Raw genomic sequence first — 23,426 nt, forward strand, 5'->3', positions numbered from 1 at the left:
AAAGAGCCAGGTCGGCTTTCAGGCCGCCTCGGCGGCTGTGGCGGTCGTCGCCCCCTCGAGAGGCCGAGCGCAGGTTCTGCGCAGTGGGCAACCCGGCATGGATGCCGGGTTAGCCGCGCACGGCCAGGGATGGCCGATCGCGGCGGGCCCACGGAGCAGGACCGGAGCGAGGGCATGCCGAGCCTAGGCGAGGCACCGAACGAAAGGGGCAAAAGCGCTTGGTTACTTGGCGCTTCTCCAAGTGACTCGCCGTAAGGGCGAAACCAATAGCCGCCGTTACCCCAATAACGGATATATCCCCCCCAAAAAACCCAAACACCCAACACCGCGAAAAACAGAATTACCGCAAACACGAGCCGTTTTCGCTACTCTGGCTCCAAGCACCCATCGCCCCGCCACTCACCCGACCGAGGCACCATGATCATTTCATCCGCATCCGACTATCGCGAGGCAGCCCGCCGCAAACTCCCCCGGTTCTTGTTCGACTACATCGATGGAGGCGCTTATGCGGAACACACACTGAGGGCCAACAGCGCCGACCTGACAGGCATCAGCCTGCGTCAGCGCATTCTGAAAAACGTCGAAACCCTGAGCCTGCAAACCACCCTCTTCGACCAGCCCCTCGCAATGCCGATCATCCTGGCGCCCGTAGGCCTGACAGGCATGTTCGCCCGTCGAGGCGAAGTACAAGCCGTGAAAGCGGCGCAAAACAAAGGCATTCCCCTGTGCCTGTCGACGGTCTCGGTGTGTTCGATCGAGGAAGTGGTGGCGCAAAGCCAACAATCCATCTGGTTCCAGCTGTACGTGCTGAAAGACCGGGGCTTCATGAAAAACGCCCTGGAACGGGCCAAGGCCGCCGGGGTGAAGAACCTGGTGTTTACCGTCGACATGCCCACGCCCGGTGCCCGATACCGGGATGCGCACTCGGGCATGTCCGGGCCGTTTGCGTCATCGCGGCGAATACTTCAGGCGATGACCCGGCCCGACTGGGCCTTCAACGTCGGCGTCATGGGACGCCCGCACGATCTGGGCAACATCTCGAAGTACCTTGGCAAAGCCGTCACGCTCGAAGACTACATGGGCTGGCTGGCGAACAACTTCGACCCGTCGATCAGCTGGAGCGATCTGGAGTGGATTCGTGACTTCTGGAAAGGCCCGATGATCATCAAGGGCATTCTCGATCCTCAGGACGCGCGAGACGCCGTCAGCTTTGGCGCGGACGGCATTGTGGTATCGAACCACGGCGGACGGCAGCTGGACGGCGTGCTTTCCACCGCCAAGGCATTGCCGCCCATCGTACAAGCGGTGGGGAATGATCTGACGGTGCTGGTCGACTCGGGGATCCGCTCGGGGCTCGATGTCGTGCGGATGCTGGCCCTGGGCGCGAAAGGTGTATTGCTGGGGCGATCCATGGCCTATGCGCTGGCCGCCGATGGTCAACGCGGGGTGGAAAACATGCTGGATATTTTCGCCAAAGAGATGCGCGTGGCCATGACGCTGACCGGAGTGACCTCGATTGCTCAGATCGATGAGTCGACGCTGGTGCAGGCGGTTCGTGAACTGAACGCTTGATCGTAAAAACGCCCTGTCAATGCAGGGCGTTTTCAATCACTCGACGTCTTTGAGAATCTCGAACTTCACCTGATCGGGATAGAACGCAATGTAGCCCCGAATCTGTTCTACCGACACCTTGGGATCTTCATAACTCCACGCCGCATTCGCACCCTCATGTCCCGGGACCTGCAGGCTGAAATAGCTCGCATCACCCTTGTAGGGGCAGTAACTCGTGTGGTCGGTGCGGGCAAAATACTTCTCGTCGATATCCTCCCGGGGCACGTAGTACACCGGAGGGTAATTGGCCTCCAGCAGCACCAGCGCGCGCGCCGACGCAGCCACCTGAATGCCGTGAAACTTCACCAACAGACAGCCGGGCTGCTCGGCGATGGTAATGACAGGGCTAGGACCGGAGCTTTTCATGAAATGCGTTCCTCGGGACGGTGAAAAACCTGTGGGAGCGTGCGATGCGGCAATCCGACTTGCCCGCAATGGGTCGCACAGTGCCCCAAAACTTGAGAACACAGCTTTGTCAGGTATAACCCAGATTTCATCAGCGCGACGGCTTCACAGCCGAACGGGGCGCTGAAGCTATCCGTCGCAGGACCGGCACAAGCGCAGAGGCGGATAACGTCAAATGCAGAAGCGAGATGCCGTTCGTTGCAATGAGTCGAAACGCACGAGCTGTACATCCATACAGATAAAGATTGCTCCATCGCTCATCAGCCGCCATTCTGTGCACCTCCCGGCAGTTGATGAACGATGGTGGTTATGCGGTTGTACCTCTGTGAAAAACCTTCCCAGGCCAAAGACATTGCGGCCGTGCTCGGCGCCCGGCGTCGCGGCGACGGCTGCTGGTTGGGAACGGACGTCACGGTGACCTGGTGCATCGGCCATCTGCTGGAAACCGCGCCACCGGATGCCTACGACGTACGCTACAAGCGCTGGGTGCTGGCGGATCTGCCGATCATTCCGGACAAATGGAAAATGACCGTCAAACCGCGCACCGCCAGTCAGTACAAGGCCGTCAAACGCTTGCTCGGCGAGGCCGATGAATTGGTGATCGCCACCGACGCCGACCGTGAGGGCGAAATGATCGCCCGGGAACTGGTGGAGCATTGCCGTTATCGCGGGCCGATCCAGCGGTTGTGGCTGTCGGCGCTGGACGATGCGTCAATCCGCAAGGCATTGGCTGCGCTGAAGCCGGGGGCGGAGACCTTCAGCCTTTATCATTCGGCATTGGGCCGTTCACGGGCCGACTGGCTGATCGGCATGAACATGAGCCGGTTGTTCACGCTGCTGGGGCGCCAGTCCGGTTATCAGGGCGTATTGCCGGTCGGTCGAGTGCAAACGCCGACCCTGCGCCTGGTGGTGGACCGCGACCGCAGCATCGCCGATTTCGTCCCCGTGGCTTACTGGGCCATCGACGTGCAGCTGCTGAACGATGGCACCGCGTTCACTGCACAGTGGCGTGCGCCGTCCGACGTTTGCGACGACCAGGATCGCTGCCTCAATCAGGCTCTCGCACAACAGGCAGCTGCGGCGATTGGCAACGCGGCGAGCGCCCGGGTGATCAAACTGCGTACCGAGCGCATGCGCGAAGTGGCGCCATTGCCGTTCGATCTGGGCACCTTGCAGGAGGTCTGTTCGAAGAAACTCGGGCTTGGCGCTCAGGAAACCCTCGACATCGCCCAGGCACTCTACGAAACCCATAAAGTCATCACCTACCCTCGCAGCGACTGCGGTTACCTGCCGGTGAGTCAACACAGTGAAGCGCCCGGAATTCTCGCCGCCCTGCGGCAAGCAGATCCGACGCTGAACGCCTTGCAGGACTACCTTGAACCGCAACGGCGCTCACGGGCCTGGAATGACGCCAAGGTCAGCGCTCACCACGGCATCATCCCCACGGCTGCGGCAAAGAACCTGGATCGACTGGTGGGCAAGCAGCGAGCGGTCTACACGCTGATCCGCGCGCGGTATCTGGCGCAGTTTCTGCCCAACCATGAATACGACCGGACCCAGGCCGACTTCGACTGTGCCGGTGAAGCCTTGCGCGCGGTCGGCAAGCAGATCGTCGAACCCGGCTGGAAACGCGCCCTGCCCGAGGCCCTTGCTCCGGCCAAGGGCCGCGAAGTACCGGCGCCGCAAACACTGCCGACATTGAGCGAAGGCCGTGATTGCGCGGTGGCCGAAGTGAAGCTCAAGGACCTTTGGACGCAGCCGCCCAAACCGTTTACCGAGGGTGATTTGATCAAGGCGATGAAGAACGTCGCCAAGCTGGTGGAGGATCCACTGCTGAAACAGAAACTCAAGGACACCACCGGGATCGGCACCGAGGCCACCCGCGCCTCGATCATTCAGGGGCTGCTCGACCGTGGTTATCTGATCAAGAACGGCAAGGCCCTGGCCGCCACCCCGGCGGCGTTCAGCCTGATCGACGCCGTGCCGCGCGCGATTGCCGACCCGGGCACCACAGCGATCTGGGAGCAGGCGCTGGACATGGTGCAGAACGGCGAAATGAGCCTGGAAGAATTCGTCACCAAACAAGCGGCGTGGATGAGCAAGCAGGTTGCCCGCTGCTCCGGCCTGAGCCTGACCATCAGCGGGCCTGCAAGCCCTGCCGGGCGAGGTTCCACACCCTGGAAAAACAAACGCAAGCCGGCCAAACGCAAGCCATCGACCGGCGTCAAACGTGCAGCAAAAACGCCGGGTAAAGCTTGATGGCACTTCGACTGGCCAGCGATGGTCTAGTGTTCTTCAAGCCCGGCTACAGCCCTGTTTCCTGAAAAGGCATCGACCATGATTATCGTGCACCACCTGAACAACTCCCGCTCCCAGCGCATTCTGTGGCTACTGGAAGAACTGGCCATCCCTTACGAACTGAAGCTCTATCAGCGCGATCCGAAAACCAACCTGGCCCCGCCGGAACTGAAAGCGATCAACGCCCTGGGTAAATCGCCGGTCATCGAAGACGGTACCCAGAAGCTGATTGAGTCCGCCGCAATTATCGACTACCTGATTCGTCGCCATGGCGAGGGGCGCCTGCAACCCGATCCGTCCACCCCGGCCTACGATGAATACGTGCAGTGGCTGCATTTCGCCGAAGGCTCGGCCATGTTGCCGCTGATGTTGAACCTGTATGTCGGACGTCTCGGTGAAGCCGGCGCACCGCTGCATCCGCGGATCAACTCGGAAGTAGCCAACTACCTCGGCTATCTGAACACCGCGCTGAGCCAGTCCGATTACCTGTTGGGCAAGGAATTCAGCGCAGCCGATATCCAGATGAGTTTTATAGGCGAAATCGCCCGCGCCCAAGGCAAGCTCGGCAACTACCCTCATGTAGCGGCCTGGATCGAGCGCTTCCAGGCGCGCCCGGCCTATCAAGCCGCACTGAAGAAAGGTGGTAAATACGACTTCGCGCCTCACTGATTGATTCCGCTCTGAACAGGAGTCAGCCCGCATGCCCTCGATAGAACTGCACGCCGCTCAGCGAGACGAACTGGAAACGCTCGAAAACCTGATGCAGTTCTATATGTACGACCTCAGTGAGTGGCTCCCGCTCAAACTCGGCGGGCATGGCTTCTTCCGCATCCAGCCGCAACAGGACTACTGGCGCAACCCCGCAACCCGCCCGTTCCTGATCAAGGTCGACGGGGAACTGGCGGGGTTTGTGACCGTGGATGACAACACCCACCTGCCTGGCGCCCAGTACAACATCGGCTACCTTTTTGTCAGCCGACGCTTTCGTGGCCAAGGAGTCGCGACGTTTGTCGTTTCTACCCTCTTGAGCCAGCTTCCCGGGCAATGGCAGATTTTCCACATCGACGCCAACCCGCCTGCACGGCAGTTCTGGGCCCGTGTGATACCTGGCCTCACGGGTAACACGTTCTCCCGGCATCATCAGCCAGTAGACGGTTATCCCTGCACCTTTTACCGCTTCCAAAGCTCGCTGCCCTCGTCCTGAGGGGCGCTTTCACCCTGCTGCTTTCTAATTCCAAACAGCTTTGTCCGACAATATGTAGTGACTGAAAATAATCACTACAAAACCGTTGACGCCTCCGATTTGCCCTTGCATGATGCAGACATCTCCCCGATCGGGAGTACAGCAACATGTTTGAGCAAGCTCGTCTGACCGCCGAGCTGTTTTTCCCGGATACACGCTGCCCACAAGGCAGATTGAAGAAGCTGACCTGGCCCGAACGTCCAGTACAAGGACGAGAAGCGCTGGCGATCAATCCTCATGAAGCTTGTGGCCGACCCTGAAAACGTCGGCAGTGGCCTGAAGGTATTCGCTGCTTCTCTTCGTTGTGACGCTATTGCGTAGCAGTTATTCAACACGACTACATGCAACAGACGCGTAACCCCGTCACTCTCGACGGCCGAACGCTGACGTCCTGGTTTCGGTGCCAGGGATCAACTAACCGATGGGCTACTTGTATTAGCGAATCAACTTTGAAAGATCACCAAATGGTCAAGGGGCATATTATGAATCTGAACAATCAACCTACTATCGATGAACTGGCTCGTATGTTCGCTGCGCAAAAAGACAGCCACGACAGCCACATTCTGTGGATCAGCAAATCGGGCCAGGTTCATATCGATTGCCTGTCGCCGCATGCCCATGAAGCCGAGTTCGACCAGAACAACCAGAACCTGTTGGCCCGACTGAAAATGTACCGTCGCGGCCAGGGTTATGTCGGCAAGAAAGCTGCAGCCGACAAAGACTTCATCGGCAATGTCCTGCAAACGCTGAAGCAGGCCTGGGACTCGATGCAGAACCAGAATGAAGTTCGGGTGATTGATCGGTTCTACTGATAAACCATCGCAATAAAAAAGGCCCCGCTCGAATAAACGAGCGGGGCCTTTTTGTTTGTCTCCGGTTTGCCAAACAAAGCTATTGTTAAGCGTATCCGCTGTTGGTCACTGGAGACTTGCGATGAAAAACAAGCTGATATTCCCGCTGTTGCTGGTTCTGACAAGTGTTGCTCAGGCAAACAGCGTCGACGGTGTCCCGTCATTCGCGGTGGAGTGCCCCGGCAAGTTTCTCGTCCAGGCGGATCAGGATGGGCCGGTCATGATCAACGGCAAGGAAGCAGACACCAAAATCATCAGTGAGCGCCGCTTCGAAGCCAAAGGCTCCGGCATCACCCTGTCAATTGTCCTCGCCGATGACGATTCGGTCGCCGTGACCTCCACCGGCAAGGCCTCCAACGGCGTGTGCCAGTCAGTGGATGACTGACGTCGCCTCAACGGTTCCCAGCAACAGTTCCATGAAGGCCACCGACGCCGCGCTGTGGTAGTTGTTTTTACGCCGCAGCAGCGCGGCCCCGCGCTTGGGCGCCTCCCCCAGCAACGGGATCCTGCGTAACGCGCGGTCCTGAGTGGCGATGGGTTCCGGAAGGATGGTGGCAATCGCCGTGTGGCGAATGACTTCCAGCAAGGTGCTGACCGAGTTCACCTCAATGGCCACTTTTGGCGTGATCTGCTGCTCAGCGAAATACTCATCGATTCGGGTTCGGGTGACGAAGTCCGTGGCCAACAGGGCAAATTCCAGCTGGGCCACCGCTTCAGCGGATAACGCGACCTGGCTTTCGTACAACGGATGATCCCGCCCGACCATCACTCCCAGCGTCTCGGTAAACGCCGGGATCGACTCGATGTCAGCATTCCTGACCTGATCAAATGCAATGGCGATGTCCAGTGAGTCATCCAGCAGCCCGGCCTCGATGTCGTCCATCGACAACTCGAAAATCTCCAGGTGAATGTTCGGATAGCGCGCCACGTAGTCGCGCACCAATGGCCCGACCAGATACGCCATGAACGTCGGCGTCATCGCCAATCGCAACGTCCCCCGTGACAAGTCCTTCACGTCATGCAACGCCCGTTTACCCGCCTCCAGTTCCACCAGCACCCGCCGAGCGCACTCGATGTAGGCCTCACCCGCATCGGTTGGCTTGACCGTGCGCGAGGTGCGGTCGAACAGGCTCACGCCGAGGGTTTCCTCCAATTGGCGGATCTGTTGCGACAAGGTCGGTTGGGACACGTGCAATGCCTCGGCAGCACGGGTGAAGCCGCCGTGGTCGGCGACCGCCAGCAAGTAGCGCAAATGTCGGAGCAGCATCGGGATCAACCTATAGGCAGGGCTTATGCAATGCATTGTATATCGGTCTTGGACGCTATGAATCAATCGGCAGAAGATTGCTTCACACCCAAGCAGTACTCAACCCGATAGGAGATTCACCATGCAACAGTCCCACGCTTACAACGACCCGAGCCTGGCCCTGACCACCTCGATCCTCGATGCCAAGGCGCGTAAAAACCTGTCGTGGCAGGACCTGACCGACGGCACCGGCCTCGGCCTGGCCTATGTCACCGCCGCCCTGCTCGGTCAGCACCCACTGCCGGAAAGCGCCGCCAAAGTGATTGGCGAGAAGCTCGACCTGGACGCCGACGCCGTGGCTCGCCTGCAAATCATTCCACTGCGCGGCAGCCTCTCTGGTGTGCCGACCGACCCGACCATCTACCGCTTCTACGAAATGATCCAGATCTACGGCACCACGCTCAAAGCCCTGGTTCATGAACAGTTCGGCGACGGCATCATCAGCGCGATCAACTTCAAGCTCGACATGAAAAAAGTCGAAGACCCGGAAGGCGGCTCCCGCGCCGTGATCACCCTCGACGGCAAGTTCCTGCCACTGCGTCCTTTCTGACTTGATCCCGGCCCGCATTCAAGTGCGGGCCAGTTCCAGAACCCCGCTTGTTTCTTTGTTCACCACATTGGTCTGGAGGATGCCCCATGAAAAAAATTCTGTTGGTGCTGTCGTTGTTAGCGGGCATGTCTGCCCAGGTTTACGCAGAAGAAACGGCCGTCGCGTACGAGTACGGCATGAAACTGGACATCGCGCATGTCGTGAGCATCACGCCGATTGCCGATGAGTGCGGGGTCGTCCCCGTGGAAATGACGTACCAGGACTCCACAGGCGCCACCCACATTCTGGACTACAGCGTGTTTGGCACCGGCTGCTCGAACTGATCCCCCATCATTTGAAAGGAAACTCCCCCATGAAAGCGCTCATCGACGGTTTTTTGAAGTTCCAGACGGAAGCCTTCCCGCAACGGACTGACCTGTTCAAACACCTGGCCACCACGCAACACCCCGGCACGCTGTTCATCACCTGTTCCGACAGCCGTGTCGTACCGGAACTGCTGACCCAGCAAGAACCCGGCGAACTGTTCGTGATCCGTAACGCCGGCAATATCGTGCCCTCCTACAGCCCGCATCCGGGCGGTGTATCGGCCACGGTCGAATACGCGGTGGCCGTACTGGGCGTCACCGACATCGTGATTTGCGGCCATTCGGATTGTGGTGCGATGACAGCCGTCGCCAGCTGCAAATGTATGGATCACCTGCCCGCCGTCAGCGGCTGGTTGCAACATGCGGAATCGGCGAAGGTCATCAACGAATCCCGGCCTCATGCCAGCGACGCGGCGAAAGTGAGTTCGATGGTGCGGGAAAACGTGATCGCGCAACTGGCGAACATTCAGACACACCCGAGCGTGCGACTGGCTCAGGAAAAAGGCCTGCTGAACCTGCATGGCTGGGTCTACGACATCGAAACCGGGTCGATCGATGCACTGGATGCCAACAGCCGCACGTTCGTGTCGCTGGTCGAGCACCCGAGCACGTGCGCCGTTTACGGCAAAGCGGTTGAAGCGGCTTGATCCGTGTACCAGAGGGCCATCGCCCTCAGCTGGCACCTTGCAGCCAATCAGCATCCGCGCTCAATAACCGCGAAGTGAAAATGCAGCGCGCCCGATTCACGGAAGCGCTGCACCCCGCTTTATTTGTCTTCCGGTTTGGCTGACGAGGATGGCCGGATCTCCGGGTTTTCCTCGGCGTTGGGCGGTGTTGGAAAGCTTCCAGGCGTGAACACGTGAGTCAGCAATTCCCTGGCATCGATTTCATTGACACCACTGACCGTGCGAGCCAGCGCAACAGCCTGCTCACATTGCTTATGCGTGTTGACGCGACCACTCAACATCACCATTCCCGCGAGGGTTTTGACATGGACTTGCAGGCCAAGGGTCGGATCGGCCAACGCCAAGGCCGACTTCACCCGGGCTGTCAGCCACGCGTCATGCGCGGCCAATTCCAGCTTATGAGAGTAATGATCGAAGGATTGAAGTTTCATGGCGGACCCCTGTCTCAAGACGCAGTCGCAGACACCCTTAATTATAGTGCGGTCTGCGCTTGAGGTCGGGTTCTCAGCGTTTGACCGACAGATCGATCTGCGTCATGCGACTACGGATCGTGAACACACCGTCGCCCGAGAGAATCGCGCTGCGAGCGAACAGGCGACCACTCTCCCAGTTCGAAAGCCCCAGTTCCGGTTTATTCAGCGCGTACTGCCCGTCAACCCAACGGGTAATCCCGTTGCCGACAAAAGGTGCGTTGACTGCGTTGTAGAAGCGCTCATGCGCCTCGGCATCTTCACTGATCAACGACACGGTGAATTGCGGGCTGTAGCGATTGAACAAGGCGATGGCCTGGCCCAGGTCGTCGACGATCTTCAGGCTGACTTCCGGGGTTTCTTCCCACTCCCACTCGCGGCCCAACTGGTCTTCGGGCAGTGGTTCGGCCAACGCTTCGGTCTGGTAGCCGTCGGGGCGGTAGACCTCGACGGTTGCAGTCCGCCAACGGCCCGGCAAATACGTTTCGCTGCCCTCGACGATGTGCAACTTGCAGCCCTCTTCCCGGGCGCTGCCGGCTTTTTCCAGGGCGTCCAGAAACAGCGGCACCAGTTCGGCGGCGCGATCGCGGTGGATCAGGCAGACGTTCAGGGTGTTACAGACTTTACGGTCCAGGGAATTGCGCACGACGGCGGCGAAACGCTTGGCGTCGGCGTCCTTGTCGGCGACCAGCCAGGCGCCACCGGTGCCATGCAGGCTGACGGCAGTGCCGACCTGTTGCGCGATACTGCCCAACTGACTGACCGCACGCCCCGAACCTCGGGCCACCGCCAACGACAGACGACGGTCGGCGAACATGGCCCAACCGGCGGCGTGATTGACGCTTTCCACCAGCGACACTGCGCCCACCGGCAAACCGGCCTCACTCAATGCCGGATTCAACGCGTGGGTGACAATGGCTTGCGCCGTGCCCAAGGCATCGCTGCCAATGCGCAGCACCGCGGTGTTGCCGGTGCGCAACACGCCGGCGGCGTCGGCGAAGACATTCGGCCGGCCCTCGAAGACGAAGGCGACGATGCCCAACGGCGAAACCACCTGCTCGACTTTCCAGCCGTCATGCTCGACGCAACTGATCACTTTGCCACGCGAGGCTGACGCATCGCGCCAGGCCCTGAGGCCCGCGATCATGTCACGACGCATGCGCTCATCGGCCAGCAACCGTGTGGTGGAGCGTCCACGCGACTTGGCCCATTCGATGTCGGCCCGGTTGGCCGCTTCGATCAAGTCCCAGCAGTCCTGGTTTTCCAGGCGTTGGGCAAAAAGGTCGAAAAACGCACTGATCGCCTGATCGGAAACGGCGGACATCGCCGTAAACGCCGCTTCAGCCCGCTCAATCGCGACCGCTGCTGCTTTCTGGTCTGCTACGGGAATCAGCAACAACTCACCGCTGACCTGCTCCACCAACAGGTGGTCCCCGGGCTGAAAGCGCAAGGCCAGTTCGGGGCTGACCACAGTGACGCGGTTACCAGCGAAAGGGATTGGCGTGCCAGCGACTAGACGTTCGAGCGCAAGAGACATGAAGCGGTTTCACCATGCAATGGGCGGTCAGAAAATGTATAGCAAAATTTCTGGAGCGTCATTAACCGGTGGCCATCCGGCGCATTTCGTTCGATTGCGAAACCGTACGCAGATCCCCTGTAGGAGCCGGCTTGCTGGCGATAGCGGTGGATCAGTCAACGTGTGTATTGGCTGGACAGACGCCATCGCCAGCAAGCCGGCTCCTACAGGGAATCGGTGGACATGTCCAAAATGAGCGGTCGCAGTAGTGAAGGAGAACGCGGACAACTGAGAAACAGGTCGGCTTTCAGGCCGCCTCGGCGGCTGTGGCGGTAGTCGCGCCGGCCACAACCCCGCGCTATCAGAACACCGACCAGCCAATCCGCTGGCTCAGCAGTTCCAGCGCGGCCATGCCCGCCAATGAGTTACCGGCGGCGTTGAGTTCCGGTGACCAGACGCACACCGTGAACTGCCCCGGCACCACCGCGACGATCCCGCCGCCCACGCCGCTCTTGCCGGGCAAACCGACGCGATAGGCGAAGTTGCCCGCCTCGTCGTAGAGGCCGCTGGTAGCCATGATGGAATTGACTTGCTGGGTCTGGCGGCCGCTGAGGATCTGTTCGCCGCTGTGTTTGCAGAAGCCGTCGTTGGCCAGGAAGCAGAACGCCCGCGCCAGGTCCACGCAGCTCATGCGCAGGGCGCAATGGCTGAAGTAGCTGCGCAGCACCGCTTCGACATCGTTGTGAAAATTGCCGAAGGATTGCATCAGGTACGCCATGGCGGCGTTGCGCGCCCGGTGCTGGTATTCGGACTCGGCGACCTTGCCGTCCACCATGACTTGCGGATTGCCCGACAGGCGCCGGACGAAATCACGCATCGACAAGGCCGGTGCGGCAAAGCGCGACTGATTGATGTCGCAGATCACCAGCGCACCGGCGTTGATGAACGGATTGCGCGGGCGCCCGCGTTCGAATTCCAGCTGCACCAGCGAGTTGAACGGCTGCCCGGAAGGCTCGTGGCCCAGGCGCTGCCAGATGGCTTCACCGGAATGTTCGATGGCCTGCACCAGGCTGAACACCTTGGAAATACTCTGCACCGAGAACGGCGTGTGGGCGTCACCGGCGCAAAACAGCTCGCCGTCGTTGCCATACACGGCGATGCCCAGTTGATTGGCCGGCACGGTGCCGAGGGCAGGAATGTAGTCAGCCACCTTGCCCTGACCGATCAGGGGCCGAACTGCGTCAAGGATCTCGTTCAACAGCGCTTGCATGCCGGGTTCCGAAGTCTCGCCCCAAGGGATTGCGGGGACACTGACGCTAGACGCTGGTGGTCAGCAGCGGATCACAGTTGTGAATTGGAATGCCATTGTAGGAGCCGGCTTGCTGGCGATAGCGGTGGGTCAGTCGACACATTTATCGCCTGAACGGACGCTATCGCCAGCAAGCCGGCTCCTACAAGGATTTGTGTAGGCCAAGGAAATTTAGGGGGTTACGTATCAGAGTGTGTACAGCCCCGCCCTTGACACACCCCGTCCATAAAACCCCACCCCAACGACACATCGCAGATACACCCGATTGATGAAATGTGCCTGTCGATTGGCTCAGCCGATCAAAGCGCTCAACTCACTCAATGCTACGGAGTATCACCATGTTCAAGCTCTCGACTTCTTCCCTGACCCTCGGCCTGATCATCGCAGGCGGCCTGGCCCTGTCCAACGTCGCGTCGGCCTCCGAGTCCGAAGCGTTCAGCATGAAACAACTGGCCCACGGCTACAGCCAGGCCCACGCCGACACCGCGGAAAAACCGGCTGAAGGCAAATGCGGCGAAGGTAAGTGCGGCGCCGGCGAGTAACCCTTGCGCGGGGCCGCGAGCCCCGCATCCCTGACTGAACGGAGACCACGTCCATGAACTCTGCAATCTCGTCGGCCGTGAAAGGCCTGCACCTGAATCTCGACCGTGCCGGTAGCTGGCTCGCCCCATTGACCCTGCGGTTGTTCATTGCCTGGGAATTTTTCGAGTCAGGCCTGGAAAAATGGAATGGCGAAAACTGGTTCGCCGACATTCAGGATCGCTTTCCGTTTCCCTTCGACCAGATACCGGCGACGCTGAACTGGGAACTGTCGATGTGGGCCGAACTGCTTTGCGCCCTCGCCATCCTCGTCGGCCTTGGCACGCGGATTTCGGCCATCGCGTTGATCGTGGTCACCCTTGTGGCGACGGCCGCCGTCCACTGGCCGGCCGATTGGTCTACATTGAGTGAGCTTGCTCAGGGTTACGCCATCAGCAACAAGGGCTACGGCAACTTCAAACTGCCGCTGATTTACCTCGCCGCCCTGATGCCGCTGTTGCTCTCGGGTGCCGGCAAGCTCAGTCTCGATACGTTGTTGGCTCGCTTCTTCTGGCGTCGCAACCACCGCTGAGGCGCCGGCGTTTCGATAACGTACCTGCCACTCCCAATAGAACAGGAGCAATCGCCATGAGTCTCACTCTCTACGGTTTTGACGGCAGTACTTATGTGCGCACAGTGAAGATGTTGCTGGTGGAAAAAGACGCGGACTTCGAGCAGGTCCAAGTCAACGTGATCAAAGGGGAACCACACCTGCCGGAGCATCTGGTGCGTCACCCGTTCGGCAAGGTGCCCGTCGTCGACCACGACGGGTTTCGGGTGATCGAAACCGGCGCGATCATTGCCTACCTGGACGAAGTCCTGCCCGGCCCGTCAATCACCCCGGACAACGCCCACGACCGTGCGCGTACCCACATGGCCCAGGGCATTTATGATTCCTACGGTTATGGCGCGCTGGTCTCGGTGTTCGGCTACCATCTGTTTCCCGACTTCATTGGCGGGCAGAATGAGGATTCGCGCCGCCAAGGCATCGAGAACTCGAAACGAGTGCTGCGCGAGTTGATGAAGATTAAAGGCACCGATCCGTATATCGCCGGCCTTGAACCGAGCATCGGCGACTTCTACCTGGCACCGGGTTGCGCCTACATCGCGATGACCCCGGATGCGCCACAGGTATTTGCCGTGGACGGCTTCAACAGCTGGTGGAAACGGATGCAGGGGCTGACGAGCTTCAAAGCCACACAGCCGCATTAAGCTACGCCCCAACTCACTTGCGAAGACAGGAGCCACCATGAGCGTGACCACCCAATGGATCGAGATCGACAGCGCTGAAGGTAAATTCGGCGCTTACCTGGCGATTCCGCATACCCGCAAAGGCCCGGGGATTGTGCTGATCCAGGAGATCTTCGGTGTGAATGAACACATCCGCTCGGTCGCCGAGCAATATGCCGCCGACGGCTACCTGGTAATCGTACCGGACCTGTTCTGGCGCAACGGCCCGCGCATTGAACTGACCTACGACGAAGCCGGCTGGAAACGCGCCGTCGAATTGATGAACGCAACCGACGTCGGCAAAGCACAGAAAGACATCGAGCTGGCCATCGACGCCCTGAAAGCACAACCGGGTCTGGATGGCGGCATTGCCTCCATCGGCTACTGCTTCGGCGGCTTGCTCTCCTACCACACCGCTGCCAATGGGCTGGTGGACGTGGCGATCGCCTACTACGGCGGCGGCATCCAGAACCAACTGGACCGCGCCGACGAAATCGAAGTGCCGCTGCTGATGCACTTTGGTGAACAGGACAGCCACATCCCGCTGGAAGCCGTGGAAAAAATCGCCGAGCGTTTCGACAACAACGATAACGTTGAAATCGTGGTTTACCCGGAAGCCGAGCATGGCTTCAACTGCTCGCATCGCGACAGCTACAACCAGCGTGCCGCGGCTGAAGCCCATGGCAATACGCTGATCTTCCTGGGCATGGAACTCTAAGACCGACACGCTTTTGGTAGGAGTCCGGCTTGCTGGTGATGGCGATTTCACTGACGCCTTCGCCGGCAAGCCTGGCTCCTACAGATCTCGGGTGTGTACGGCATCGCAGGTTCAAGCAAAACCTGTAGGAGCCAGCTTGCTGGCGATGGCGATTTCAACGACGCCTTCGCTGGCAAGCCTGGCTCCTACAGATCTCGGGTGTGTTCGGGATCGCGGGTTGACGCAAAACCTGTAGGAGCCAGCTTGCTGGCGATGGCGATTTCACTGACGCCATCGCCGGCAAGCCGGCTCCTACGGATCACAGGTGTGTTCGGGATCGCGGGTTGACGCACAACCTGTAGGAGCCGGCTTGCTGGCGATGGCGATTTCACTGACGCCTTCGCCAGCAAGCCGGCTCCTACAAATCTCGGGCGTGTTCGGGATCGCGGGTTGACGCAAAACCTGTAGGAGCCGGCTTGCTGCGGGCGGCGTTCCGACGATGGCGATTTCAAAGACGCCTTCGCCGGCAAGCCGTGCTCCTACAGGTGAAGCGTTTACCGGTTGATCGTCATGACTTCCATAATCACAACTCTTCCGCTTGCGCAGTGTCGGCCAGCTTCGGCTGCGCGTTGCGCTCGTGCACATGGCGATGCGGTGTCCGGTCGATGTTCAGGCTGAGGATTTCCGGACGGCTGTAGTGGCCGCGCCCATCCATCTGACGCTTGCGCACTTCGATCTGGAACAAGTCGATGTCGGCAATGACTTCGCCTTCACCTTCGGTCAGTGCGCCGACGACTTCACCTTGCGGATCGATGATCGCGGTGTAGCAACCGCCGGAAATCGGACCAATGCCGCAACCGGTGTCAGCCATGATTTGCGCCTGCTGATCCGGGTACAACCAGGCCGTCGAGTTCACCACGAAGCACGCCGATTCCAGCGCGTGCATGCGGATGCTGACTTCCATCTGGCGGGTGAACCGCTCACCGGCGAACGAACCGGGGTACATCGAGGCGTGAATCTGTTCGCCATCCTCGATCAAGGCGTAACGCGCCAGCGGATTGTAGTGTTCCCAGCAAGCCAGTTGACCAATGCGGCCAACAGCGCTGTCGGTGGCGCGCAGGCCGGAACCATCACCCATGCCCCAGATCATGCGCTCATGATAGGTCGGCGAAATCTTGCGACGGGCCTGAATCAGGGTGCCGTCCGCATCGAACAGCAATTGCGTGTTGTACAGGGTACTGCCATCGCGCTCGTTGACGCCGATGGACACCACCATGTTGGCGTCCTTGGCGGCTTTGCCAATGGCATCGGTGGTCGCGGAAGGCACGACGACGGCCTGATCGAGCAATTTGTAGTGCTCGGAACCCATTTCGAACGGCGCCTGCACAAAGGAAAAGTACGGGTAGTACGGAACGATGGTTTCCGGGAAAACGGCGAACTGCACGCCTTTCTCGCCGAGTTCATGGATCTTGTTGACGACCTTTTCTACAGTGCCTTCACGGCTGTAGAGCACAGGTGCGATCTGGACGGCAGCGGCTTTGACGATGGTCATGGCGGTGATCTCAGTGGGGAATGGGCTTCAACGAGATCAAGATTACGCCAATAATATTTTGTCTCAAATGCCAAATACACCACCTTTTAAGCCACGCAGATAGCAATTTCAATGACGCCATCGCCGGCAAGCCGACTCCTACAAAGTCAGCCTCGATTCGCACGCTGGATGACTTGCGGCGGTTGACCAAAGGCGCGAATAAACGCCCGGCGCATCCGCTCGCGATCACCAAAACCGGTCTCTGTCGCCACCACATCGATGGCGTGCCGGCCGGTTTCCATCATCAGGCGCGCGGCCTCCACCCGCAGGTTTTCAATGGCCTTGGCAGGAGACTGACCGGTTTCAGCATGGAAGACGCGACTGAACTGTCGCGGGCTGAGGTTGGCGGCGCTGGCCAGTTCCTCGACCGACAACTCGGACTTCAAATGCTGCTTGGCATAGGTCAACGCGGCTTGAATGCGGTCAGTCTTGGGCTCGAGTTCAAGCATCACCGAAAACTGCGACTGCCCGCCCGCGCGCCGGTGGTACACCACCAATTGCCGGGCCACCCGCCGCGCCACTTCTGCACCGAGGTCACTTTCCACCAGGGCCAATGCAAGATCGACACAGGCACTCATGCCCGCAGCGGTCCAGACGTTGCCGTCGTTGATGAAGATCCGGTCCTCCTCCACCTTCACTTTCGGGTAAGCCCGTTGCAGCGCCGGTGCATGGCACCAGTGCGTGGTTGCTCGCCGGCCATCGAGCAGACCCGCCTCGGCCAGCGCGATGGCACCAGTGCAGATCGAGCCGACCCGGCGGCAGGTCTGACTGGCGCTGCGCAGAAACGCCACCATGCCCGATGAAACCGGACGGATCAGGTTGTCGCCCATTACCAGCAGCGTGTCGAACGAGCGCTGATCGAACGCGGTGGTTTCCACGCCGAAACCGGCGGAGGTCTGCACCGTCCCGCCGTGTTCCGACAACAAGGAGAGGCTGTACACCGGCTCGTCGGCGGCGCCATTGGCCATTTCGAACGCCGCGCACATGGCCAGGCCCAGCACCTGGAATTCGGGGTAAACGATGAGGGCGATCTCGTGCATGACGCCAATTCCTGATGACCGCAAAGGAGGCTTGATAGCTTTTAAGGCCATCTAACCTGCACTGTACGCCCTGATCAGGTCTACACCTAACGGAAAGCCGTTGGCCGACAACACGAGGCGCAGGCCGTGGTCGATGCGTTGAACTATGCGAAGTTCTGAAGGGATCGCGGCTGGCACTCAGTGCCGGGACATCAACCCATGCAGTACACCGAACCGCAAACCGGGCTCGGACGGTGTCATGTGCGAGACGCCGAAGACTTTGAACGCTGCCAGCATCAGCACCAGTCCGCCGGGCAGGATGCTCAGGCGGTGACTTTGCAGGCCTGCGAGCCTGAGTTGATTGACGTGCCCCACTTCCAGCAGGCGCAGCGACAGGCGCAACAGGCCGCTGTAGGTAATGCCGCTCTGGCCTTCGTCGTTCAAACCGTTGGCCTTGAGCACTTTGGCGAGCATCCGTGCGGTGCCTGATGAGCCGATCACCTGCTGCCAGCCCAGCGAGCGATAACGGCGCGCCACGCGTTCGAATTGCAGGGTGGCGACACGCTCGGCTTCCAGCAGCGCCGGGGCCGTGATGCGCCCTCCTTGAAAATAACGCGCACCAAAGGTGCCGCTACCGATGGCAATGCTCTCGGTCAACAGCGGCTGCGCGCCCTGCCCGAGGATCAATTCCGTGGAGCCGCCACCGACGTCGATCACCAGCCGTTTGCGTTCCGTACCGGGAACCGTGTGAGCCACACCGGCGTAAACCAGCCGCGCTTCTTCATGCCCGGAGATCACGTCGATGCGAAAACCCAGATGCCGCTCAGCGCTGGCCAGGAATAACTGGGCATTGTCGGCTTCACGCACGGCGCTCGTCGCCACCGCCCGCACACGACCGGGCTCAAAGCCGCGTAACTTTTTGCCGAATCGCGCGAGTGCCTGCCATCCGCGATCCAGTGCCATTTCGTCCAGCGCACCGCCCTGAAAACCCTCCGCCAGACGCACCGGCTCGCGCAGGGTTTTCACTTCCTGGATCACCAGTTGCTGATTCCGCTTGACCGACTGGCCGATCATCATGCGAAACGCATTGGAACCCAGGTCGATGGCTGCAAACAGGGAGGCATCTCCTTTCATTGAGGTATTCCTTGCAAATTCATCTGTCAGCAGACCCAGGCCCGCTGTACGTTCAAGACGGTTTGCAAGAATTTTTACATGGGTTCGATGACATCCAGATGACATCGCTAATGGGCCTCTCCGCCCTTGGGTTTATAGAAGAGAAACATGCTGGTCTCGGTGGTCTTGATGTATTTGCTGGCCCAATCGGGGTTCACGTTGCGGTCGTGAAAATACATCGCGCCGTGGGTGCGGTCGTTGAGTTGCTTGTTGAGTGCCTTGCGCGCGATTTCCTTGGCGATCGTGTATTGGGTTTCTTCCTGGACCTGATCGGAACGCCCGTCACACCACCAGGAAAACTGGCAATTCTTGGTTTCAGAACCTTGTTTGACCACCGCGCATACTGTGTCCGGAAAGCCCTCATGGCCCAGGCGATTCATCACCACGCTGGCCACGGCTTCCATGTCGGCGGAGGACTTGCCCTTGGCTTCCCAATAAATGGAGCGCGCCAGGCAGGTGATTGCATCGTCCAGCGGCGACGCGCCTGCCGGGTCGACCGCCTGCACTTCGGAGGTGGTAATCGCTTCGGACTTGGGCACCGGCACATCGGCCCCCTTCTCCGCCGCTTTCTGTTCCAGCACTTCGGCCTTGTTTTCGGCCGTTTCCTTTTTTTGTTCCTGTTCAGTAGCCGCTGCCTGGCCGCCGAGTAGCGTGATTGCAAAGCAGGTCGCTATCCAAATCAAGCGCATGATCGACCCTTCTGAGTGGACTGGATTCAAGCAACAAACTGTCGACGCTGAGCGCCCCTGGCCGGCGACATCGCTTGATTGTAGTTGCCCGTTTTCATTTCGACAGACGGCCGACAACCTGTATTTCGGTGTGAAAAGGCATTGCGCTCACAGGGGTGAAATCGCGCATCATGGGCGCAGTCCGAACAAGGGAGATTTCCATGCGTGTCCTGCCACCCGTTTTGCGTCTTGCCACGTTGTCGCTGGGGCTGTTGTTCGCCATGAATGCGCTGGCGGCCGACGAGAAACAACTGATCGACTCGATCAACGATTACCGCAGCCAGAACCAGCGGTGCGCAGGCCAGGTCTCGTCGGAACTGCCGCCGCTGGCGGGTGATCCACGGCTGGTGTTGTCCGCCACCAGTATCGGCAATCTGCAACAGGCCATGGTCGCCGCGAATTATCCGATGAAGAACGTGCAGGCGATCAGCCTGTCCGGGCCGCGCGATGCGGCGGCGGCGATGAAAGCGATCCAGGAGAGCTTTTGCCAGATCGTGCTCGATCCGCAATTCGTCGACATCGGCGTGAGCCGCCAGGACCGTGAATGGCGCATCGTGGTGGCCCGTCCATTGTTGAGTGCGCGCCTGGGCGACTGGCAGGCGGAAGGCCAGAAGCTGCTCGCCGAACTCAACGTCGCCCGCAGCCGTCCACGTCAGTGCGGCACGCAATCCTTTGCCGCCGCCACGCCGTTGACCTGGAACGCCACACTGGCGACAGCCGCCGAGACGCACTCGCGGTCCATGGCCAACAACAATTACTTCGATCACAAGGACCGCGACGGTCGCACGCCGGGTGACCGGGCAGAACTGGCGGGTTACAGCGGCCAGCAGATCGGCGAGAACATCGCCGCCGGGCAAGACAGTGTGCGCAAGGTCGTCGATGGCTGGGTCGCCAGCCCCGGCCACTGCGCGAACCTGATGAACCCGCAGTACCACGAGCTGGGCGCGGCGTATGCGGTGGACCCGAAAAGCGATTCGGGGATTTACTGGACAGTGATGTTTGGTTCGCCGTAAACCGCATCTCCTGTAGGAGCGAGCCTGCTCGCGATGGACTTCAGGGCGCCGCGTTCATTCAGGACAACGCGTTATCGTTAACGTCCATCGCGAGCAGGCTCGCTCCTACAGATACAGGTCGGCGTTTGGCGTTGTCATAGACTCTGTCAATCAACTGGTCATCTAAAGTGATTGGACGCCCCGGCCCGTTGCTTCTAGCCTGCGCGCACTCATTTCGTGAACAGCGCCCTCCGACACAGGCAAAGCACCATGATCGTCCGCCCCAAACCCAATCTGATCAACATCCTCACTTCGCTCAAGGGCTCGATTGCCAGGAAAATTGCGCTGCGTTGTCTGATGGTGACGCTGCTGGCGTCCATCATCGTGCTCGTGGAAACCCTGCACCCCAACTACTTCTCCAAAGTGAACGCGACGCCATTCACCTTGCTCGGCCTGTCGCTCTCGATTTTCATGAGCTTTCGCAACAACGCCTGTTACGACCGCTGGTACGAAGCACGTAAAGCCTGGGGCGAAATGATCGTCGCGATCCGCTCGATGATCCGCGAAACCCAAGTGATCAAGGACGCACACGCGCGGCAGACCATCCTGCGCAACCTTTGCGGGTTCGCCCACGCGCTGAACGCAAAATTGCACGGCAAGCGCGAACTGGACGCCGCTGGTGAGTGGCTTGAGCCGAGGCCGGACGACAACGCGCCGGACATCAGCGGACGTATTCTCAACCATGTCGGTGAGCAATGTTCAGCACTCGGCGAGTCCGAAGCCATCAGTGAGTTTCGCTACACGATCATGGCCAACCACCTGACGAGCCTGAGCCGGTCGCAAGCGGCCTGCGAACGGATCAAGCACACGCCTCTACCCTTCGCCTACACCCTGCTGCTGCACCGCACGACCTACCTTTTCTGCCTCTTGCTGCCCTTCGCCATGGCAGAGTCGCTGGGCTGGTTGACACCGGTTTTCACCGCCATCGTCAGCTACACGTTCTTCGGCCTGGATGCGATTGGCGATGAATTGGAGGACCCGTTCGGGCGTGACGAAAACGATCTGCCGACCCATGCGATGGTGCGCAACATCGAGCGCGAAATCCTCGCGGCACTGGGTGAAACACAACTTCCCCCGGCCCTTGAACCCGTCGATTTCGTGTTGAGCTGAAACACCAGCGGGACAGGTTCAGGCCTGTGCCTGAACCACCTCGATCCCCAGTTTCCGATAATCCCCGACATCGCCCGACGCCACATGGCGCTCGGTGATCAGCGTATGGATACGGTTGCACGGCGCGACCACAAACGGCTCGACCGCGCCCAGTTTGTCCGCCGTGGTGACGGCGATCACCTGCGAAGCACTGTCGAGCAGCGCCTGTTTCACCGGCACCTCATCGAAGTGCAACGAGCTGATGCCGACTTGCGGATGAATCGCGCAAACCCCGGTGAACAGCACATCCGCCTTGATGCCCTGCAACAAGCGCAAGGTCTCGTGTCCGCTGACCGACATCGTAGCGAGGTTGAGTTGCCCGCCTGCCAGAATCACCTTGATGCCTTTGTATTCGGCCAGGGTGATGGCGGTCATCGGCGAGGTCGTGATGGCGGTGATGGAAATGTCCGAAGGCAACGAACGCGCGATCTGCAGCGTGGTGGTGCCGGAATCGAACATCACGATCTGGCCATTCTCCACGCGACTGGCGGCGAGCTGCGCGAGGTGGGTTTTCACTTCATCGGTTTCGCTGACCCGCGTGAAGTAATCCTTGCCCGTGTCCTTGGGCCGAGGCAGCGCGCCGCCGTGCACGCGTTGCACCAGACCGGCCGTGGCCAACTCTGACAGGTCGCGGCGGATGGTGTCTTCCGAAACGGCGAAATGCTGACTCAACTCGGAGGCCATGACCTTGCCGTCACGTTCGAGGATCAGCAGGATTTTCTGCCGGCGCAGATGAGGGAGTTCGGCGGCCGAGTGATGGTCGTGCATGTTTATGCCTGAGTTTGCGGGTTTGTGCGAGATTAGCCAAACCTTCGTGCAAACACAATCGATGCAGGGCTCAGGGGCCCCATCGCCGGCAAGCCGGCTCCTACAGGATTGCGGTGAAGCGTCAGTTGATCGCGACCTGAGCCACATGGCCCGAGGTCACCAGCGCCTTCAACGAGGTGTCGAACTGTTTCAGTGCATTCACTTGCAATGCGGTTTGCTGATCGATCTGCGCGGCGATCTCCGGTGCGGCTTTGCCATGCACCCAGACCGAAGGCATTTGTTGTGTGCGCGAGCCCTCGGCCTTGCCGATGTATTGCAGGTTCGAGTCGTAGAATTTGGCCATGAACCGCGCTTCAACCTGGTTGTTACGCTTGGACACCAGACGGCTGTAAGTGTCGAGCATCACCACCACGTCCGGGTGCGCCTGCACCAGCGCATCGAGGTTGTCGTAGACCGTCACCGAGGCAAACTCTTTCTGCAACGACCCCATCAGCCAGTTGATCGCCCGTTTCGGATCGGAGCTGTCGACGAAGGCGCTGCTGATGCGTGAATCCAGTTCCGGGTTCTTCGCGCCGTTCAGTGCAACCGAGTGGTACTGCTCAAGGTATTCGAGGGTGCTGACAGTGTTTTCGCTGTAGAGCACGCCCACTGATTGCGCGTGTTGCAACGTCGCGGCGCTGTCGGCGACCGGCGGGAAGTGGCAGGACTGTTCGGCGGCGTATGCCGGTACGGTGGCGGCAACGCTGCCGGTCAGGACAGCGACAAGGGCCAGCAGGGTAGAGATTCTCATCGCGCAGGTTCCTTCGGTGGCGAATTCGGTATGTGGCTAT

26 protein-coding genes are annotated in these 23,426 nt (G+C 60.0%); 15 read left to right on the forward strand and 11 right to left on the reverse strand.

Going from position 1 to position 23,426, the window contains the following annotated elements; translation table 11 throughout:
* Positions 1 to 417 precede the first annotated feature (417 nt).
* The gene (gene lldD / locus K5R88_RS06810; RefSeq protein ID WP_008028170.1) at positions 418 to 1,572 is read left to right on the forward strand and encodes an FMN-dependent L-lactate dehydrogenase LldD; all 1,155 of its coding nucleotides are present in this window, start codon (positions 418 to 420) and stop codon (positions 1,570 to 1,572) included.
* Between the two features lie 36 nt (positions 1,573 to 1,608).
* On the opposite strand, the gene K5R88_RS06815 is transcribed toward lldD, so the two are convergent.
* Positions 1,609 to 1,977: a DUF427 domain-containing protein gene (locus K5R88_RS06815; RefSeq protein ID WP_008028168.1), complete on the reverse strand. Its 369-nt coding sequence runs from the start codon at positions 1,975 to 1,977 to the stop codon at positions 1,609 to 1,611.
* 348 nt (positions 1,978 to 2,325) lie between these two features.
* On the opposite strand from K5R88_RS06815, the gene K5R88_RS06820 reads away from it, so the two are divergent.
* The 5 genes from K5R88_RS06820 to K5R88_RS06840 all read left to right on the forward strand — a co-directional run bounded on the left by K5R88_RS06820 (position 2,326) and on the right by K5R88_RS06840 (position 6,793).
* A complete protein-coding gene (locus tag K5R88_RS06820; RefSeq protein ID WP_226299499.1) occupies positions 2,326 to 4,275 on the forward strand; it encodes a DNA topoisomerase III in 1,950 nt (649 codons plus the stop codon).
* Positions 4,276 to 4,353: 78 nt separating this feature from the next.
* On the forward strand, positions 4,354 to 4,983 hold the full coding sequence (locus K5R88_RS06825; RefSeq protein ID WP_226299500.1) for a glutathione S-transferase family protein: 630 nt from the start codon (positions 4,354 to 4,356) through the stop codon (positions 4,981 to 4,983).
* Positions 4,984 to 5,014: 31 nt separating this feature from the next.
* A complete protein-coding gene (locus tag K5R88_RS06830) occupies positions 5,015 to 5,518 on the forward strand; it encodes a GNAT family N-acetyltransferase (RefSeq protein WP_226299501.1) in 504 nt (167 codons plus the stop codon).
* Positions 5,519 to 6,039: 521 nt separating this feature from the next.
* On the forward strand, positions 6,040 to 6,369 hold the full coding sequence (locus tag K5R88_RS06835) for a hypothetical protein (protein ID WP_008028159.1): 330 nt from the start codon (positions 6,040 to 6,042) through the stop codon (positions 6,367 to 6,369).
* A gap of 121 nt (positions 6,370 to 6,490) precedes the next feature.
* A complete protein-coding gene (locus K5R88_RS06840; RefSeq protein WP_223449562.1) occupies positions 6,491 to 6,793 on the forward strand; it encodes a hypothetical protein in 303 nt (100 codons plus the stop codon).
* Here the strand turns inward: K5R88_RS06840 and cynR are convergent.
* On the reverse strand, positions 6,779 to 7,675 hold the full coding sequence (cynR, locus tag K5R88_RS06845; protein ID WP_226299502.1) for a transcriptional regulator CynR: 897 nt from the start codon (positions 7,673 to 7,675) through the stop codon (positions 6,779 to 6,781). The genes K5R88_RS06840 and cynR overlap by 15 nt on opposite strands.
* Positions 7,676 to 7,796: 121 nt before the next feature.
* On the opposite strand from cynR, the gene cynS reads away from it, so the two are divergent.
* The 3 genes from cynS to K5R88_RS06860 all read left to right on the forward strand — a co-directional run bounded on the left by cynS (position 7,797) and on the right by K5R88_RS06860 (position 9,276).
* Complete coding sequence (cynS, locus tag K5R88_RS06850) at positions 7,797 to 8,264, forward strand: cyanase (RefSeq protein ID WP_201112519.1); 468 nt, start codon at positions 7,797 to 7,799, stop codon at positions 8,262 to 8,264.
* Positions 8,265 to 8,350: 86 nt separating this feature from the next.
* On the forward strand, positions 8,351 to 8,587 hold the full coding sequence (locus K5R88_RS06855) for a DUF2790 domain-containing protein (RefSeq protein WP_226299503.1): 237 nt from the start codon (positions 8,351 to 8,353) through the stop codon (positions 8,585 to 8,587).
* 29 nt (positions 8,588 to 8,616) lie between these two features.
* On the forward strand, positions 8,617 to 9,276 hold the full coding sequence (locus K5R88_RS06860; protein ID WP_226299504.1) for a carbonic anhydrase: 660 nt from the start codon (positions 8,617 to 8,619) through the stop codon (positions 9,274 to 9,276).
* 119 nt (positions 9,277 to 9,395) lie between these two features.
* On the opposite strand, the gene K5R88_RS06865 is transcribed toward K5R88_RS06860, so the two are convergent.
* From K5R88_RS06865 to glsB, 3 genes are all read right to left on the reverse strand, one after another.
* Entirely contained in the window at positions 9,396 to 9,746 is a 351-nt protein-coding gene (locus K5R88_RS06865) for a BON domain-containing protein (protein ID WP_008043954.1), read from the reverse strand.
* Positions 9,747 to 9,819: 73 nt separating this feature from the next.
* Positions 9,820 to 11,322 carry an aldehyde dehydrogenase family protein gene (locus K5R88_RS06870; protein ID WP_226299505.1) on the reverse strand — a complete coding sequence of 501 codons (1,503 nt, stop codon included), beginning with the start codon at positions 11,320 to 11,322 and terminating at the stop codon, positions 9,820 to 9,822.
* A 340-nt stretch (positions 11,323 to 11,662) separates the two neighbouring features.
* Positions 11,663 to 12,571 (reverse strand): glutaminase B, encoded by a 909-nt coding sequence (gene glsB / locus K5R88_RS06875; protein WP_008028142.1) that lies wholly within the window; start codon positions 12,569 to 12,571, stop codon positions 11,663 to 11,665.
* A 377-nt stretch (positions 12,572 to 12,948) separates the two neighbouring features.
* Between glsB and K5R88_RS06880 the strand changes: the two genes are divergently transcribed.
* Genes K5R88_RS06880 through K5R88_RS06895 form a run of 4 tightly spaced genes read left to right on the forward strand, consistent with a single transcriptional unit; the run spans position 12,949 to position 15,137 of the window.
* A complete protein-coding gene (locus K5R88_RS06880) occupies positions 12,949 to 13,152 on the forward strand; it encodes an HvfA family oxazolone/thioamide-modified RiPP metallophore (protein ID WP_008043946.1) in 204 nt (67 codons plus the stop codon).
* Positions 13,153 to 13,205: 53 nt separating this feature from the next.
* A complete protein-coding gene (locus K5R88_RS06885) occupies positions 13,206 to 13,721 on the forward strand; it encodes an HvfX family Cu-binding RiPP maturation protein (RefSeq protein ID WP_226299506.1) in 516 nt (171 codons plus the stop codon).
* 56 nt (positions 13,722 to 13,777) lie between these two features.
* Positions 13,778 to 14,401 carry a glutathione S-transferase family protein gene (locus K5R88_RS06890; protein WP_008043943.1) on the forward strand — a complete coding sequence of 208 codons (624 nt, stop codon included), beginning with the start codon at positions 13,778 to 13,780 and terminating at the stop codon, positions 14,399 to 14,401.
* A gap of 37 nt (positions 14,402 to 14,438) precedes the next feature.
* Positions 14,439 to 15,137, forward strand: a complete 699-nt coding sequence (locus K5R88_RS06895) for a dienelactone hydrolase family protein (RefSeq protein ID WP_008028132.1) — start codon at positions 14,439 to 14,441, stop codon at positions 15,135 to 15,137.
* A gap of 562 nt (positions 15,138 to 15,699) precedes the next feature.
* On the opposite strand, the gene K5R88_RS06900 is transcribed toward K5R88_RS06895, so the two are convergent.
* The 4 genes from K5R88_RS06900 to K5R88_RS06915 all read right to left on the reverse strand — a co-directional run bounded on the left by K5R88_RS06900 (position 15,700) and on the right by K5R88_RS06915 (position 19,588).
* Entirely contained in the window at positions 15,700 to 16,668 is a 969-nt protein-coding gene (locus tag K5R88_RS06900) for a nitrilase-related carbon-nitrogen hydrolase (RefSeq protein WP_226299507.1), read from the reverse strand.
* Positions 16,669 to 16,814: 146 nt separating this feature from the next.
* Positions 16,815 to 17,747, reverse strand: coding sequence for a GlxA family transcriptional regulator (locus K5R88_RS06905; protein WP_226299508.1), 933 nt, complete (start codon positions 17,745 to 17,747; stop codon positions 16,815 to 16,817).
* 177 nt (positions 17,748 to 17,924) lie between these two features.
* On the reverse strand, positions 17,925 to 18,860 hold the full coding sequence (locus tag K5R88_RS06910; RefSeq protein WP_008024127.1) for a Ppx/GppA phosphatase family protein: 936 nt from the start codon (positions 18,858 to 18,860) through the stop codon (positions 17,925 to 17,927).
* Positions 18,861 to 18,967: 107 nt separating this feature from the next.
* Positions 18,968 to 19,588: a cell wall hydrolase gene (locus K5R88_RS06915; protein ID WP_226299509.1), complete on the reverse strand. Its 621-nt coding sequence runs from the start codon at positions 19,586 to 19,588 to the stop codon at positions 18,968 to 18,970.
* A 200-nt stretch (positions 19,589 to 19,788) separates the two neighbouring features.
* Between K5R88_RS06915 and K5R88_RS06920 the strand changes: the two genes are divergently transcribed.
* On the forward strand, positions 19,789 to 20,640 hold the full coding sequence (locus tag K5R88_RS06920) for a CAP domain-containing protein (RefSeq protein WP_226299510.1): 852 nt from the start codon (positions 19,789 to 19,791) through the stop codon (positions 20,638 to 20,640).
* A 249-nt stretch (positions 20,641 to 20,889) separates the two neighbouring features.
* On the forward strand, positions 20,890 to 21,789 hold the full coding sequence (locus tag K5R88_RS06925; protein ID WP_207284461.1) for a bestrophin family protein: 900 nt from the start codon (positions 20,890 to 20,892) through the stop codon (positions 21,787 to 21,789).
* An 18-nt stretch (positions 21,790 to 21,807) separates the two neighbouring features.
* On the opposite strand, the gene K5R88_RS06930 is transcribed toward K5R88_RS06925, so the two are convergent.
* Entirely contained in the window at positions 21,808 to 22,596 is a 789-nt protein-coding gene (locus tag K5R88_RS06930) for a DeoR/GlpR family DNA-binding transcription regulator (RefSeq protein ID WP_192229311.1), read from the reverse strand.
* 121 nt (positions 22,597 to 22,717) lie between these two features.
* Entirely contained in the window at positions 22,718 to 23,386 is a 669-nt protein-coding gene (locus K5R88_RS06935) for an ATPase (protein WP_226299511.1), read from the reverse strand.
* Positions 23,387 to 23,426 lie beyond the last annotated feature (40 nt).

Origin of the sequence: Pseudomonas sp. MM213, assembly GCF_020423045.1 — a bacterium.
In the GTDB taxonomy this organism is placed as follows: Bacteria; Pseudomonadota; Gammaproteobacteria; order Pseudomonadales; family Pseudomonadaceae; genus Aquipseudomonas; species Aquipseudomonas migulae.